This window comes from Simiaoa sunii (genome assembly GCF_014337175.1).
Classification (GTDB): domain Bacteria; phylum Bacillota; class Clostridia; order Lachnospirales; family Lachnospiraceae; genus Acetatifactor; species Acetatifactor intestinalis.
Genome location: NZ_CP060633.1, coordinates 3,063,353 through 3,078,801, shown reverse-complemented (window position 1 = coordinate 3,078,801; position 15,449 = coordinate 3,063,353). Strand labels below are relative to the sequence as shown.

14 protein-coding genes are annotated in these 15,449 nt (G+C 51.7%); 12 read left to right on the top strand and 2 right to left on the bottom strand.

What is annotated here, in order from left to right:
* Window positions 1-653: 653 nt before the first annotated feature.
* Together H9Q77_RS14210 and H9Q77_RS14205 are read right to left on the bottom strand one after the other, a co-directional pair.
* Window positions 654-1,826, bottom strand: coding sequence for a DUF3048 domain-containing protein (locus H9Q77_RS14210; RefSeq protein ID WP_249325977.1), 1,173 nt, complete (start codon window positions 1,824-1,826; stop codon window positions 654-656).
* Window positions 1,827-1,905: 79 nt separating this feature from the next.
* Entirely contained in the window at window positions 1,906-2,370 is a 465-nt protein-coding gene (locus H9Q77_RS14205) for a divergent PAP2 family protein (RefSeq protein WP_022153172.1), read from the bottom strand.
* Window positions 2,371-2,559: 189 nt separating this feature from the next.
* Between H9Q77_RS14205 and H9Q77_RS14200 the strand changes: the two genes are divergently transcribed.
* The 12 genes from H9Q77_RS14200 to H9Q77_RS14145 all read left to right on the top strand — a co-directional run bounded on the left by H9Q77_RS14200 (window position 2,560) and on the right by H9Q77_RS14145 (window position 15,424).
* Window positions 2,560-3,489, top strand: coding sequence for a glycosyltransferase family 2 protein (locus H9Q77_RS14200; protein ID WP_022153171.1), 930 nt, complete (start codon window positions 2,560-2,562; stop codon window positions 3,487-3,489).
* 161 nt (window positions 3,490-3,650) lie between these two features.
* Window positions 3,651-4,028 carry a sporulation initiation factor Spo0A C-terminal domain-containing protein gene (locus H9Q77_RS14195; protein WP_022153170.1) on the top strand — a complete coding sequence of 126 codons (378 nt, stop codon included), beginning with the start codon at window positions 3,651-3,653 and terminating at the stop codon, window positions 4,026-4,028.
* A gap of 232 nt (window positions 4,029-4,260) precedes the next feature.
* Window positions 4,261-5,196, top strand: a complete 936-nt coding sequence (locus H9Q77_RS14190; RefSeq protein ID WP_249325976.1) for a DUF6077 domain-containing protein — start codon at window positions 4,261-4,263, stop codon at window positions 5,194-5,196.
* Window positions 5,193-6,071 carry a hypothetical protein gene (locus H9Q77_RS14185; RefSeq protein ID WP_249325975.1) on the top strand — a complete coding sequence of 293 codons (879 nt, stop codon included), beginning with the start codon at window positions 5,193-5,195 and terminating at the stop codon, window positions 6,069-6,071. Before H9Q77_RS14190 ends, H9Q77_RS14185 begins: the two co-directional genes overlap by 4 nt.
* Before the next feature lie 83 nt (window positions 6,072-6,154).
* Window positions 6,155-6,916, top strand: coding sequence for a glycosyltransferase family 2 protein (locus H9Q77_RS14180; RefSeq protein WP_249325974.1), 762 nt, complete (start codon window positions 6,155-6,157; stop codon window positions 6,914-6,916).
* Between the two features lie 9 nt (window positions 6,917-6,925).
* Window positions 6,926-8,380, top strand: coding sequence for an exopolysaccharide biosynthesis polyprenyl glycosylphosphotransferase (locus tag H9Q77_RS14175; RefSeq protein WP_249325973.1), 1,455 nt, complete (start codon window positions 6,926-6,928; stop codon window positions 8,378-8,380).
* Window positions 8,381-8,420: 40 nt separating this feature from the next.
* Window positions 8,421-9,620, top strand: coding sequence for a YveK family protein (locus H9Q77_RS14170; protein ID WP_249325972.1), 1,200 nt, complete (start codon window positions 8,421-8,423; stop codon window positions 9,618-9,620).
* Entirely contained in the window at window positions 9,617-10,423 is an 807-nt protein-coding gene (locus tag H9Q77_RS14165) for a glycosyltransferase family A protein (RefSeq protein WP_249325971.1), read from the top strand. The genes H9Q77_RS14170 and H9Q77_RS14165 overlap by 4 nt, the downstream gene beginning before the upstream one ends.
* A 137-nt stretch (window positions 10,424-10,560) precedes the next feature.
* On the top strand, window positions 10,561-11,694 hold the full coding sequence (locus H9Q77_RS14160; RefSeq protein ID WP_249325970.1) for an EpsG family protein: 1,134 nt from the start codon (window positions 10,561-10,563) through the stop codon (window positions 11,692-11,694).
* 15 nt (window positions 11,695-11,709) lie between these two features.
* The gene (locus tag H9Q77_RS14155; protein ID WP_249325969.1) at window positions 11,710-13,131 is read left to right on the top strand and encodes a glycosyltransferase family 4 protein; all 1,422 of its coding nucleotides are present in this window, start codon (window positions 11,710-11,712) and stop codon (window positions 13,129-13,131) included.
* Window positions 13,132-13,133: 2 nt separating this feature from the next.
* Window positions 13,134-14,420, top strand: coding sequence for a glycosyltransferase family 4 protein (locus H9Q77_RS14150; protein WP_249325968.1), 1,287 nt, complete (start codon window positions 13,134-13,136; stop codon window positions 14,418-14,420).
* Window positions 14,417-15,424, top strand: coding sequence for a glycosyltransferase family 2 protein (locus tag H9Q77_RS14145; protein WP_249325967.1), 1,008 nt, complete (start codon window positions 14,417-14,419; stop codon window positions 15,422-15,424). The genes H9Q77_RS14150 and H9Q77_RS14145 overlap by 4 nt, the downstream gene beginning before the upstream one ends.
* The last annotated feature ends 25 nt before the right edge of the window (window positions 15,425-15,449 follow it).

Genomic DNA, 15,449 nt, shown 5'->3' with positions numbered 1-15,449 from the left:
GGGTGGTATTTTTGTTTTGATGTTCCGATTTTACCGCCTAAAATCTATTTTGTGCTGTAGAAGCAGTAAGTTTGAAGTGATTTTCTTTTATAGTGACTGATATTTACTGCCGGAATGGAAGCATCCTATGCCGAAGCGGTAATTGTCAGAACGTTTTCATGGATTCTTCGATAAAAATACCGCTTGGATTTCTAAAAGCACTTTCCGGGCAGTAATATGCTTGCCCTACTAAGCAGGGAGTTAGCGAAACAGCCCCGTAGCCCTCTTTCTATTGCTTTGGTGAAAATCGCATCAAAATAGCAAAATCCGTACAAAAAAACTTCTAAATCAGGAATTTTTGTACGGAATTTCTTCATTTTGCACGCTCAGCGAAAATAACAGCTTTTTACATGGCAAAATCTCATGTTTTTGTATTTTTTTAGCAGAAAATGGTGTTTTTAATACAAACAGATCTCCCCGGGTGGCAGATGGCATCCGCAATGAGCCACGCTATTCATAAGATTGTCAGCAAAAACGCTGCCAATCTTATTTCATATCGCGGCGTTCGCCGCATCACGGCATAAGTAAAGACAGCGATTTGTGCGCAAGCGCCCATCGCTGTCCTCACTATGCCTATGTGCGGCTATGCTTTCGTAAACTCTCAATTTACATCTCTAATGGAACGTGAAGGAATCGCCGTCCTCCACGATGCAGATCATAGTCTTGCCGGCATTGAGGACAACCTCATCACCATTGTCGTCGTAGTACCTCGTGGCACCGTAATCGGAGGTCTTCTCCCAATTCACGTGAATCCCCCGGCCGTTCGTAAAGAACCAGCCGTCTCTCGTGGTGTCGTGGCATTGGAATGCCAGGTATCCCTCGCCCAACTCTTCATAAAAGGTATTCTGCACCAGAATATTCTTAAAAGTCAGCTGCTTGCCGGTCAATGCATCGATATGCGGTCCGTCCGTACTGCCGGACAGATGCTGGGAACGATAATAGAGACCGTCATCCTCATTGAATTCAAAATAACATCTGGTCAGAGGGTAACACCCTGACATATCGATATAAGTGGCATCCTTGGCCTTGGAACCGTACTGCCCGAGCGTATTGGGTTCAGCCTTCGTGGCAAAACGGAAATGCTCTTCGTCGGACAGTCCACGATATTCCAGACTGTAGCCTTTTTGGTCGATCACCCGCAGCAGACCGGCCCCGGAAGCATAAGCATTGTGAGGCTTGTTGCGATCCGTGGTGCGGAAAAAGGCTCCTTCATCCGTGCCGGAGGTACCGTCGATATCCTGCGTGTCCGGCTGTGCCAGCAATTCATTGATGAAAAAAGGCCCTCCGAAATGCACCAGGAACGCATCCCATTCAAATGCCCAGTAGGCATAATAATCACGCAGACTCCGGATGTTGCCGATCTTGTCCAGATCCTCCCAGCCTTCATAGACTGCCATCATACGCGTCATGCGGTTCTCGACATTTGCTTCATAGAGAATGGAAGCCTCGGACAGACTATATTGAGGGATCGCGGCAGCCTCATTGGGGATCATGACAGCAATAGGGCGCGTGGCAGCAACATCGGCATCCACCCATTCATTGGTGAGACGACTGCGCACCATTCCCTCGGCGGGCGCCACCGAATCATCTTCCACCACGATCGTCACAGGATCCGGAAGCTTGTCATCGGGATCCGTCGAAGAAGCAGGACTGTTGTCCGGCAGGATCGGACTGAAAATATTATCATTATTGTTCTGTGCGCCGCAGGCGGTCAGCAGCAGAGAAGCGGACAGCAGAAGCGCGGCGGCTCTGTGCCAGGTCCGTTTTTTATTATTATGAGAAATCATGTAAAAGTCACCTCGACCATAATACGGTATTTACCAAAAGCGTTACCAATCAAAAAAATCCATCAAACCTTATCCCTGATCAGATCACAAAAGTATAAATGATCACGCCGCAGAAAATACCTAACAGCGCACCCATGAGTACCTGCAGAGGAGTATGTCCCACGAACTCCTTCAGCTTGTCATGAGGGGAAATCTCGCTACGGCCCATATCCTCGAAGATCTTCATCATATCATTCAGCACCTGTGCCTGAATACCGGTCTCGCGGCGGACTCCCATGGCATCGTACATCACGATGATCGCCAGGATCAGAGAGATGGCGAACTCGAAACTGCCGGCGCCGTATTCGTAGCATGTCGCAGTGACCAGTGCACATACGGTAGCGGAATGCGAACTGGGCATTCCACCGCTGCCCACCAGACGCTCCGCCACGAATTTTTTGGAAATGATCAGATGGATCAGAGTCTTCAGGATCTGTGCCACGAACCAGCCGCAGGCTGCAGTCAGAAAAATATGATTACTGAAAAATTCTTCAAAAAAAGTCATAAATAACCTCGTTTCTGCCACGCCCCATTTGGAAGGACAGGCATATATAAATTCAGTATAATCCAAAAGAAGAAAAAAGTACAGTGCCTGGCTTGAAATGATGTGGGAAGAATGGCTTGAAATGATGTTGAAAGAAACGTATAATAGTGTCATGTGGATTCTTATAACCAAAGCCTAAGGAGACCAGTAATGAGCCTGTTGAGTGTAATAGTGCCCTGTTATAATGAAGAGGAAAGTGTAGCCCTGTTTTACCGGGAACTGACGAAGAATGATCCTTTTTTCAAGGAAAAAGAAATAGAACTGGAGCTGTTGTATATCGATGACGGTTCCAAAGACGGTACTGTGCGGGAAGTGAAAAAGCTGATCGAGCAGGATCCGCGCGTGCATATTATTTCCTTCTCCAGGAATTTCGGAAAAGAAGCCGCCATGTTCGCCGGACTGGAAAAGTCTCGGGGAGACTATGTGGTCATGATGGATGTGGATCTGCAGGATCCGCCTTCCCTGTTGCCGGAAATGTTCGAATATATCTGGCAGGGATATGATTCCGTGGCTACCCGCCGCGTTACGAGAAAAGGGGAGCCGCCGATCCGCAGCTTTTTCGCCAGAAGATTTTATCATCTGATGAAGAAGATATCCCAGACCGAGATGATGGACGGTGCCAGAGATTACCGCCTGATGACCAGACAGATGGTGGATGCGATCCTTTCCATGCGGGAGTATAACCGTTTTACCAAGGGAATCTTCGGCTGGGTCGGTTTCCGTACCAAATGGCTGGAATATGAAAACGTGGAACGTGCCAAGGGAGAGACCAAGTGGAATTTCTGGAAACTGCTGGTATATTCCATAGACGGGATCACTGCTTTTTCCACAGCACCGCTGCTGATCGCTTCTTTTGTCGGGATCCTGTTCTGCGTGATCGCTTTTCTGATGATCGTATTTATCATTGTGAGGAAGCTGATCTTCGGTGATCCGGTCTCCGGCTGGCCTTCCCTGGTGTGCATTATCCTGATGACCAGCGGCATCCAGTTCTTCTGTACCGGTATTCTCGGACAGTATCTGGCGAAAGCCTATATGGAAGTAAAACGCAGACCGATCTACCTGGTAAAGGAAGAAATCTAGGCATTTTACTGTTACAAAACAGGGGGTAAATGTAACATTTTTGCTCTCTTAACTATATTTTAACGGAAAAAAGTCTTTTCAAAAAACGACAGCTATGATACTATTTCTCTGTCAGTCACGGTAGGAGAGCAATACTCGACAAGTATAAAGGGGGACTTGTTTTGGATATTGTAGCAGTAAAAGATTCTGAACTGGAGAGATATGTAACCAAAATCATGCTGGAGATAGGGGTGCCGGCGCATCTGAAGGGTTATCACTACTTACGTGATGCAATTATTTTGTCAGGAAAAGATATGGAAGTGGTAAGCAGCGTTACCAAGCTTCTGTATCCTACGATCGCAAAACATTTCAAGACCACAGACCAAAAAGTGGAACGCGCCATCCGGAATGCCATTGAGGTATCCTGGACTCGGGGAAATGTGGAGACATTTGAGAAAATATTCGGATATTCAGCAGCCAGCGGAAGGAACAGACCGACGAACAGCGAGTATATCGCACGTATCGCGGACAACATCCGACTGGATTATAAGGCTATGTAACATATTGAATTTATTCTTTTTAAATTAGGAAAGTTAACGTTTCGATGCAGTATTCTTTCTTACACACTGACAGGGCCGCATGCCGGAAGAGATTTACGGTATGCGGCTTTTTTATGCTTTTTCATGCGTGCCACGTAATATTTGTCAAGTCCCGATAAATATGGTAAGATGATAACGATTCAGAGCAATAGAGAGCCTGCCCGGATCCACGGAGCGGGCACCGGGAGAAAACATGACTTTTCGGATATCGGATTTACTGATCAGAGGCTGTCTGATCATCATCGGGCTGACGGAAGTCGCCCATTTGGCGGGCTGCCTGCTGGGGTGGTCTTTTTTGGCTGTAACGGAGCTGCTGCTGGCGGAGATCGCCGTAGCGGTGCTTGTATTGATCTTGTCCGGCCTGATCGCACATAAAAACAGCATCATCGGAAAACCGGCACCGGAGAACAGCAAAACGAGCGGAAGACAACAGATTTTGACAGTAGTACTTGTATTTTTCATTCTGCTGCAGGTGCTATGGATCCTTACGGGAGGACGTGTGTGGACGGACGGCGATATGACGCTGGAGACCGTCAATACCTTCCTGAAGGAGAACAGCATCTATACGGTGGATCCCCTCACGGGGGAACCGTATACACAGGGCATGTCTTTCCGTCTGAAGCTGCTGTGCCTGCCTACTCTGTACGGAACCATCAGCCACTGGAGCGGTATGGCCCCTGAAACGGTAGTATACCGGCTGATCCCCTGCCTGACTTTATGTATGGGATACCTGGCTTACGGTAGGCTGGGTGCCGTGCTTTTTGATCATAATAGAGAAAAATGCAATATCTTCCTGATCATAGTGGGAATACTGTTCTGTGCAGGGACTTACATGCCCGGCGTGGACGGATTTGATATTTTCTACGGAGGTTTCCGGGGAGTGACGATCCGTGCGGCGGTGCTGCTTCCGTATCTGTTTTCGTGCCTGTTCGAGAGAAAATATCTCGGTGCGGTGCTCTGTATCCTGGCGGAAGCCTGTATGGTCTGGACACTGTACGGCGCGGGAGTGTGCCTGCTCGTGACGTTGGCATGGGTGGCATTACGGTGGCTGTGGACAATGTGCAGCCGCAGCGATCATAAGAAAACACAGGCTGTGAAGACAGCACCGGGAGAGGAGGACGCAGAATGATGACACTTCTGAAGTCCGCCACGAACGGCTGGCTCGATTATACGCAGCATGGGAAATATGCAGCATTGCTGCTGGCAGCTATCCTCTATCTGGGGTATTGCCTGTGGAAAAGCAAAGCAGCAAGGAACGGTGGGAAGCAGCCGCTGTTCTATTTATATGCGGTGCTGATCACGCTGGCCTGCATCTGTCCGGTGACAGCGGTGATCCTGATGAAATACCAGACCGCGTTTTATTCCTATGTATGGATCTGGGCAGCAGTGCCCCAGACAGCACTGATCGCCTGGGCATGTACAGAGTTCCTGTATACCCTGTGGAGAGAAAAAAGTATCCGGAATGTGGCGGTCACGTTGCTCCTGGCGGGAATTGTGATCCTGAGCGGGAATCCGGTATCGGACCGGACCGGTTCACAGCTGACACAGGTGGAGACACCCCGGGAGGTGCTTGGGCAGCTGTCGGAATATCACCTGGAAGAGAGCGGAGAGACGGAATATAGCCTATGGGCTCCGAAGGAGATCCTGGCGGCGGCCAGGGCATACAGTGCCGATATCCATCCCGTGTATGGGAGAAGCATCTGGGATGCCGCGCTGGGAAGCTATTCGTACGACACCTACGAGACATGGCAGGAGGACCTGTACCTGTGGATGAACCATCTGGAGGAGACCGGTGAGCCGGAGTATGTCCGCACGGAGGAAAATACCGGGGAGCGGACCATTGATTTCAGAACCTGCCTTGACAGTGCGGCGGCCGCAGGAGTAGACTACATTTTACTGCCGGGGGATCTGCCGGAGGATACCGCGGAAAAATTGCAGGAGACCCTGGGGACAGACACAGAGCGGAAGACCATAGCAGGATATTACCTGATAAAAATCAGATAGAAATCAGATAAAAATCGGATAGGAATCGGATAGAAGCCGGATAACAACCGGCTCAGAATTCGGATAAACAGAAGGATTACAATATGGAAGAGGATTTGATCAGTATAGTGGTACCGGTATACCGGGCGGAAAACTATATCGAAGAGACACTTGACTGTGTGCGGGCCCAGACCTATACGAACTGGGAGCTGCTGTTAATAGAAGACTGTGGACCGGATCGTAGCAGACAGATCATCGAAGAATATATCCGGCGGACCGGAGACCGGCGGATCCGGCTGCTGACCCATCCCACGAATCTGGGAGCTGCCAGGGCGCGGAACCTGGGAGTGAATGAGGCAAAGGGACGTTACCTGGCTTATCTGGATGCGGACGATCTGTGGGTACCGGAGAAGCTGGAGCGGGAGCTTGCTTTTATGAAGGAGCAGAAGGCTGCTTTTGTGTTCACAGGATATGAATTCGCCGACGAGAACGGCGTAGGAACGGGGAAAATAGTCCATGTACCGACGACCATAAATTATAAGGAAGCCTTGAAAAATACTACGATCTTCACCAGCACAGTAATGTTCGACATGGAACAGCTGTCAAAAGAAGAGCTGCAGATGCCGCAGATCAAGAGTGAGGATACCGCGTTATGGTGGAGAATACTGCGCGGGGGTACTGTAGCTTGTGGTTTGGATGAAAATTTGGTAAAATATCGGAGAGCGGGGAAATCCCTGTCTTCCAACAAGATAGAAGCTCTGCGCAGGATCTGGAATCTGTATCGTAAGGCAGAGGGAATGTCTGTGCCAAGCAGCGCCTGGCATTTCTGCTTCTGGGCAGTACGTGCGGTGAAGCGCAGAATATAGGAGGAGTTTGTGTTGAATACAAACGGTAATTATTATGTGAACAGATTGCGCAGGAGGGAATCCTTCAAGCGCTTGATCAATATAGGACTGTCGGCGATCTGCCTGTTCCTGGAAATTGCCCTGTTTGCCTACATGTGGCAGTTCCACTTCCAGTTCCAGCTGGTAGACCCGCTGCAGAAGATCTGGTACCGCGGCTTCCTGCTGGAGAACGGCATCTACAGCGTGATCCTGATCTTTTTCTCCGTGACCTACGGCGGAATGCGTCTGGGTTATATGAAAAATACGGAGATCATATTTTCCCAGGTGTTTGCAACACTGATGGCAGATGTATTGATCTATGCCGAGCTGTGTATGATGGCGCGTAGTGTGTTCCCGCCGGATATGTTCCTGCTCATGGTAGTGCTGCAGATCGTGGCAGTGATCATCTATGCCAATATTGCGAATAAAATCTATCGTACGGCGTTCCCGCCCAGAGAACTCCTGCTGATCCATGGGGATCGTCCCATCGCGGATATCTGTAAAAAGTTCGAAAGCCGTAAGGATAAATACAAGATCACGAAATGTGAACATATTAGAAAGGGCGCGGCAGAGCTCTGCAGGGAGATTCTGAGTGATTATCAGAACGGTGAGATCACCGCTGTCGTGATCTGGGATATTAATGAGAAGGATCGCAACACCATACTGAAATTCTGTTATGCGCAGTCGATCCGTGTGTATGTAATGCCGAAAATATCAGATGTTATTTTAGTAGGTTCCGAGGAATTACATGTATTTGATACGCCGATCCTGCTGACCAGAGAGTATTCCCTCAGCATGGAGCAGCGGTTCATCAAGCGCTCCATCGACGTGGTCTGCTCCCTGATCCTGTTGGTGATCACCTCTCCACTGATGCTCCTGACGGCACTGGCGATCAAGCTGTATGACGGCGGTCCGGTATTGTATAAGCAGGTGCGCTGTACCATCGGCCAGAGAGAGTTCTATATCATGAAGTTCCGCAGTATGCGCACCGATGCGGAGAAGGACGGCGTAGCCCGCCTGGCACAGAAAAATGACGACCGCATCACTCCGATCGGGAAAGTGATCCGCAAATGCCGTCTGGACGAGCTGCCCCAGCTGATCAATATCCTGCGGGGAGATATGTCCTTCATCGGCCCCAGACCGGAACGCCCGGAGATCATTGCCCAGTATACCGAAGTCATGCCGGAGTTTGCTTTCCGTATGAAGGTGAAGGCGGGACTGGCTGGATTCGCCCAGGTATACGGAAAATACAATACCTCTCCGTATGATAAATTGAAACTGGATTTAACATATATCGAAAATTATTCTGTATGGCTCGATCTGAAGCTGATGCTTCTGACACTGAAGGTACTGTTCTGGCCGGACAGCACCGAGGGTGTCGAGAGCGAACAGGTGACGGCTTTCAAGGCAGAGTATGATGGCCGTGCGGAAAAAGACGATAACTGATCTGAACGTATGGGAATATGACAATATGGGAGGAAGCCTCATGGAAGCAAGCTATGGTAAGGAACCCTTCGATCTGCGGCTGCTGCTCTTGCGGCTGGGCCGTAATCTATGGAAAATACTGGCGCTGACGATACTGGGTACAGTACTGTTCGGCGGCGGTTATTATGTCAAAAATGTGTTGCTGCAGCCCGATCCCGGGTATGCGGCTTCTTCCACTTATAAGGTAGAATATGTCGAGAACCCTAATGCGGCCGGTGCTTACTATATCAACGAAGCCACCTGGAACAGCCTGCTCCACACGGGAGAATTTCTGGATGGTGTGGAGACTCATCTGCAGGAAGCGGCAGAGCGCGGAGAGACCGGTGCTGCGGCAGTGCTGGAACAGGGCAGAGACCGCTGGATCGAAGCTTTGTCGGCTGCCCTGCCTTCCGATTTCAGTATTCCGATGACGAAGGCTACGACACAGGATCCAGGGGAGAGCATTGCGCTGGCCCATGCCACGGAAGAGACCATGTGCGGGGAGTTCGCAGAGAGTATGCCGGAGATCACGCGGATCAAAGTGCTGGATCATGGAGACCTCGCAGAGGCAGTGGTGCCGGATGTGCGTCCGGTACGGGCCGTGATCCTGGCGGCGGTGCTGTCCTTGTTTTTCGTAGTGGTGATCTTCCTGTTATGGGAGCTGTCCCGGGACAGCATCTGGCTCCCGACCACTCTCTGCAGACGGTATGGATTACACAGTCTGGGTACAGTGGAAAGTACGGGATTTGCGGAAAATGTGAAATATCTGCTGGAGAAAGCGGATGCCCATAAGATCGCCGTCTGCGGTGCCCTGCCGGAGGCAGATCCACAGGAGGCCGTGGACAGACTGCGCGAGCTGCAGTCCGCCGGTAGAGAGCAGACCAGCGGCAGAGTGCAGCCCATCGACAGAGAATGGATCGCAGTTCCCAGTCCGCTGTTATGCCCTGAGAGCGCAGAGACTCTGCGGGTGGCGGATGTGGTCCTGTTGGCAGTGCCGGCCGGAGCGACGGTGGGTAAACGCCTGGAGGCTGTGCTGGAATATCTGACCGCACAGGACTGTAAGGTGGACGGAGCCTTTTTATGGAATGCGGATGAGACCCTGATCCGAAGCTATTATTTTCTCCCGATGATTGGTTCCGATACAGCAGATAACGATATGAATACGAGAAATACAGAAATGGAACATACAAAGACTACCCAGGCAGAAGGAGAGCAGGCATGAAGGTAGAAGTACTGGCATCGGTAATGAACGCTTCTCTTCGTGAAACCGTACAACATATGAACCTGCAGTCCGATGCGGTGATCATCAACCAATGCGACAGACTCGGGCAGGAGGAAATGCAGATATCCCAGGAAAACGGAGAGGCACGAACCATCCGTTTCTATAGCTTCCCGGACCGGGGCATCGGCAGAAGCCGGAATGAAGCCATCCTTCGGGCGAGAGGGGACATCTGCCTTTTTTCGGATGCAGATATTGTGTATGAGGACGGATATGAAACGGCGATCCTGGCAGAATTTGAGAAAAATCCGCAGGCAGACATGATCCTTTTCCATATCGAAGTCGAGGAATCCCGACGCACCTACCACATCACGGAGCGGAAACGAGTGCACTGGTACAATTGTGGCCGCTATGGTGCAGTCAGCTTCGCCGTGCGGAAGGAGAGCCTGTTAGCCTCCGGAATCACGTATTCCCTGCTGTTTGGCGGCGGTGCGAAATACAGTAACGGCGAGGACAGCCTGTTCCTGGCGGAGTTCCTCCGGAAAGGCTATAAGGTCTATACCGCGCCCGTGACCATCGGCAGAGAGGAAGCGGGAGACTCCACCTGGTTCCATGGCTACAATGAGAAATTTTTCCATGACCGCGGTGTACTGTATCATTATCTGTACGGAAGGTTGGCAGGACCGCTGGCACTGCGCTTCCTATATGCACATCGGGGAACCTTATGCACTGACGTGTCCCTGAAGCAGGCAAAACAATGGATGCGCGACGGCATCCGCGAAGCAGGAAAGCGCGGCTTGGCCTGAACCGCGGCAGACACCGCAGGAGAATACGCCTGAACCGCGGCAGACATTGCAGGAGAATACGCACGAACCGCGGCGGACATCGCGAGAGAATACGCCGGAAATTGCGACAGACATCGTAGGCAGGAAGGGGGTCCCACATGGAAAAAAGTGCACTGGTATATATTGTATTAACACTCGTAACGGTGGGATTCGGCTTCTGCGTGCGCAACAGCGCCTATACGGCAGGATACCTGTCGGGCAGGCGGATGTCTGGAGCACCGGTGGGGTACGACCGTCAGCAGGCGAGGAACCTGGTGGCGGAGACCGCCGTATTCTGCCTCCTGGCGGGAGTCTCGGCCTGCCGTATTGCGGTGGGTGGTGACTACTGGGTCTATTGGCTGAAATTCCAACTGATCGACCAGGGACGCCATGTGTCCTATGAAAAAGGCTTCGTCGGGCTGGTGAAGCTGTTCCACTGGATCTTCGGTGAGGGCTCCTATCTGCCGATCTTCGGATTTTTTTCGCTGGTCACGGTGTTTTTCTTCCTGAAAGCACTGCATGATCAGGCAGACTGGTACGTATTATCCCTGTTTTTACTGCTGACCCAGGGCTTCTATTTTAACAGCATGAACTCCGTGCGGTATTATTTTGCACTGGCGCTGGCCATGTATGCGCAGAAATATGTACTGCGGGGCGAGTATGGCAAGTTCATCCTCTGGGTGCTGCTGGGATGTACGATCCATAAATCGGTGCTGCTGATCATTCCGGCCTATATCGCAGCAGATCTGTTGTCGCGGGTACGACTGAAAAAATGGCACTACGCAGTCGGGCTCCTGCTGATCTTATCCCTGATCTTCGGACAGGGCTTTTATCGGAATCTTATTTTTAAGTTTTATCCCTATTACAAGGATTCCATGTTCGACAATGGCCAGTTGTCCTATGTGAATATCGGAAAATGCCTGGCGGTGCTGATCCTGTGCCTGATCTACTGGAAGGACAGTATCCGGGATGATCGCAGGAACCGTTACTATTTCTATCTGAACCTGGCGGGACTGGTGCTCTATACCTGCGGCTCCTTCATCCCGGAGGTGTCCCGGGTGGCCTATTACCTGATCCAGTCCCAGATATTCCTGATCCCGGGCGTGCTATGGAATGCGAAAAAGGGATGGTTCCGCAACCTGTGCATTGTCGGAGTCGTCGCGGCATATCTGCTGTATTTCGCAATGCTGTTACGTGGCATGTACGATGTGGAGATCAGATTGCTACCTTACCTGAATTGGATATTTAATTAAAAGAGGATTTGATTTATGAGAGTACTGTGGGTCTGCAATATCATGCTCCCGGTGATCGCCGAGGCATTGCATAGAGAAGCTTCCAATAAGGAAGGCTGGCTGTCCGGACTGCTGTCGCAGGTCGTGGACCGGGAAGACACCGGCATGACGCTGGCAGTGGCGTTCCCGGCACCCGCAGATGCGGAAGCACCGTGGAGACTCCGCGTGCCGGTACCCCGGACGAACCCCTGCGCGACAGGGGAATACAATATCACATGTTATGGATTCTGCGAGGACACAGTACACCCAGATCGTTACCAGCCGGAGCTGGAAGAAGAACTGCGTAAGATCACGGAAGATTATGATCCGGATGTGATCCACTGCTTTGGTACGGAATATCCCCATACGCTGGCGGTCTGCCGTGTCTATCCGTATCCGGAGAGGATCCTTTTGGGGATCCAGGGCATCTGCAGCCTCTGTGCGGAAGCCTATTTCGCCGATCTTCCGGAGCGCGTGACGCGCAAAGTGACCTTCCGGGATCTGGTAAAACGGGACAGCCTGCGCAGCCAGCAGGAGAAATTCGTCCGCAGAGGTGTGATGGAGAGAGAAGCCATCGGTCTGGCGGGAAATATCACCGGTAGGACGGCATGGGACCGGGAGGTGACCACCGGGTGGAATCCCGGAGCACAGTATTATCCTATGAATGAGACCCTGCGTGCTTCCTTCTATGAAGGCAGCTGGGACCCGGAGCACTGTGAACCCCACAGCATCTTCGTCAGTCAGGGAGATTATCCGCTGAAGGGCTTGCATTATCTCCTGAAAGCATTGCCCGGGATCCGCAGGAAATTCCCCGATGTGCAGGTGTATGTGGCGGGAAATGATCTGACGGCATACCACACGCTGAAGCAGAAGCTGAAGATCTCCGCCTACGGACAGTATCTCCGGGATCTGATCCGGGAGGGGCAGCTGGAAGACTGCGTGCATTTCACAGGGAAACTGACAGAACAACAGATGCGGGAACGATTCCTCCGAAGTCACCTGTTCCTGTGCTGTTCTTCCCTGGAAAATTCGCCGAACTCCCTGGGCGAAGCCATGCTGTTGGGAGTACCCTGCGTCAGCACCGAAGTGGGCGGGATCCCCAGCCTGTTCGACGGCGGAAGGGACGGCCTGTGGTGTGAAGGACACCGGCTGACAGAAACGGCTGAAATCAGCAGAAATACGGCAGATGCGGCTGAAAGCAAAAATAACACATGCAATTCAAAAGAATTAAAAACAACAGAATTGGAAAATATTGTAAAATCCATGGAAAAATCCATTATCGAAATGTGGAGTTCTCCGGAGAAAATGTTGGAATACTCTAAAAATGCAAGAGAACATGCAAGAAAAACCCACGATAAAGAGAAAAATTTTGCAAAATTGCAGGAAATCTATGCAAAGATAGCGGAAAGGCAGGGCTGAGAATGCAGGTGGTATTCGTTTCTAATTATTTTAATCACCATCAGCTGTCCTTCTGCGACGCCTTGTATGAACTCCTGGAAGGAAGCTTCTGCTTTCTGCAGACCCAGCCCATGGAAGAAGAACGGGTGAAGATGGGGTGGCAGGCCGAGGAGAGACCGTATGTGCGCTATGTACAGCCGGGCGGTACGACTACGGGCGGCCCGGAAGCATTCATGGTCAGGAATCCAGACGAAGAGACTGCGGGCGGACCGGAATGGCGGCATCTGCTCCTGACAGCTGACGTGGTGATCTTCGGTGGATGCGATGACGAGAGCTACATCCGGGAACGACTGGCGGCGGGAAAACCTATCTTCCGCTACAACGAGCGGCTGTATAAAGAAGGACAATGGAAAGCTATCTCTCCCAGAGGACTGCTGCAAAAGTATAAAGACCACACCAGATACCGCAAGGCACCGGTGTACTTCCTGTGTGCCGGAGCCTATGTGCCCTGCGACCTGGGGATCATTCATGCCTATCCGGAGAAAATGCTACGGTTCGGGTATTTCCCCGAGACCAGAGAGTATGCGCCGGGGGAACCGTTTTCACGCAAGAAAAAAGGAAGCATCCTGTGGGCGGCGCGGATGATCGACTGGAAACATCCGGAGCTGGTAGTGAAGACAGCCGCTTATCTGAAAGAACATCTGGAAGAGATTCCTTTTCACATTACGATGATCGGCGGAGGAGAACTGGAGGAAGAAGTACACAGCCTGGCAGAAGAGCTTGGCGTGACGGATAAGATCACCTTCGCAGGCTTCCGCGGTCCGGAGGATGTCCGGGCTGCCATGGAGGAATCCGAGATCTACCTCGTCACCAGTGACCGGAAGGAAGGCTGGGGAGCGGTAGTAAACGAAGCCATGAACAGCGGCTGCGCCGTCGTGGCGGATCATATGATCGGAGCGGCTCCCTGGATGATCCGACAGAGGGAAAACGGGATCCTCTATCACGACGGCTGTGAACAGCAGCTGCAGGAATATGTTGCAGAGCTGCTGCAGGATCCGGCAGAGTGCCGCAGACTGGGAGAAGCGGCGCAGCAGACCGTCCGGACGGAATGGAATGCACGGACCGCCGCGGAGAGACTGGTCAGCCTGTGTCGTGAGATGGGATTCCTAGGCGGCACAGTCGACCAATGCCTTCCGGCACCGCCCGTCCCGGCACTGTGGACAGACGGCCCCTGCTCCCTGGCCCCGGTGATCCCGGAGCGACGGATGTATCGATATTTAACGGAAAGAAATAAAGAGGACAGAACGTGAACAGTAATGAGACCAACCAGCCGCTGATCAGTGTGATCGTGCCGGTGTACAATATCATACCTTACCTGCCCCGGTGCGTGGAAAGCCTGCAGAAGCAGACCTATCCGGAGTTAGAGATCCTGCTGATCGACGACGGCTCCACCGATGACACCCCGGCGCTGTGCGACCGGCTGGCGGAAAATGACCCGCGTATCCGCGTCTTCCACAAGGAGAACGGAGGTCCCTCTTCCGCGAGGAACTTCGGACTGACGCAGGCCGCCGGAGCATATGTGGGATTCGTGGACAGCGATGACTATGTGGATGCCGATATGTACGAGCGCCTGTACCGGGCGATCGCGACTACACATATGCCCATTGCTCAGGTGGGCAGGGATGAGATCGATCAGGACGGTAACATCCTGCCGAACATCTGTGAGCCGGTATCCGAAGAACAGGTGATCCCGGCAGAGGATTTCTTAAAAGAGCTGCTGATGCACCGGGGAGACTGCTCCTTCTGTACCAAGCTGTTGCAAAAGGATCTGTTCACAAAGGGAAAATTCCCGGTGGGAGCGCTGAACGAGGATTTCCACCTGCTGGTGAAGCTGCTGACGGATGAGGAGAACATCGTTCCCGGGATCGCGTGCATTCCGGGTCAGACTTATCACGTATTTTACCGACCGGACAGCAACACCAGAGATAAAAACCGCTTCTCCAGAGTGTTCGCGGACAACATCGATAACGCGGATATGGTACTGCGGCTGGTGGAGGAGAGATATCCGGAGCTTAAGGAGATCGCCTTCCGGTTCGGTGTCTTCCAGAGACTGGACTATATGCTGCATATTCCCATAGCACAGATGACCGGGGACAATGCGTTCTACCGCAGCGTCGTGAAGAGCCTGCGGAAGGGATGGTGGAGAGCCATGAGAAACCCTTACCTTACGAAAAAGAATAAGTGTTATCATACACTGTTCGCCATAGCGCCGAAGGGAATCCGGGTGCTGCACAAGAAACTGAAGCACATATGAAGAGCACATATTCAAAGAAAGAATT

Coding starts and splice junctions, on each gene's coding strand:
- H9Q77_RS14210 (WP_249325977.1), bottom strand. CDS start 1,826: ATGATTTCTCATAATAATAAAAAACGGACCTGGCACAGAGCCGCCGCG.
- H9Q77_RS14205 (WP_022153172.1), bottom strand. CDS start 2,370: ATGACTTTTTTTGAAGAATTTTTCAGTAATCATATTTTTCTGACTGCA.
- H9Q77_RS14200 (WP_022153171.1), top strand. CDS start 2,560: ATGAGCCTGTTGAGTGTAATAGTGCCCTGTTATAATGAAGAGGAAAGT.
- H9Q77_RS14190 (WP_249325976.1), top strand. CDS start 4,261: ATGACTTTTCGGATATCGGATTTACTGATCAGAGGCTGTCTGATCATC.
- H9Q77_RS14185 (WP_249325975.1), top strand. CDS start 5,193: ATGATGACACTTCTGAAGTCCGCCACGAACGGCTGGCTCGATTATACG.
- H9Q77_RS14180 (WP_249325974.1), top strand. CDS start 6,155: ATGGAAGAGGATTTGATCAGTATAGTGGTACCGGTATACCGGGCGGAA.
- H9Q77_RS14170 (WP_249325972.1), top strand. CDS start 8,421: ATGGAAGCAAGCTATGGTAAGGAACCCTTCGATCTGCGGCTGCTGCTC.
- H9Q77_RS14165 (WP_249325971.1), top strand. CDS start 9,617: ATGAAGGTAGAAGTACTGGCATCGGTAATGAACGCTTCTCTTCGTGAA.
- H9Q77_RS14160 (WP_249325970.1), top strand. CDS start 10,561: ATGGAAAAAAGTGCACTGGTATATATTGTATTAACACTCGTAACGGTG.
- H9Q77_RS14155 (WP_249325969.1), top strand. CDS start 11,710: ATGAGAGTACTGTGGGTCTGCAATATCATGCTCCCGGTGATCGCCGAG.
- H9Q77_RS14150 (WP_249325968.1), top strand. CDS start 13,134: ATGCAGGTGGTATTCGTTTCTAATTATTTTAATCACCATCAGCTGTCC.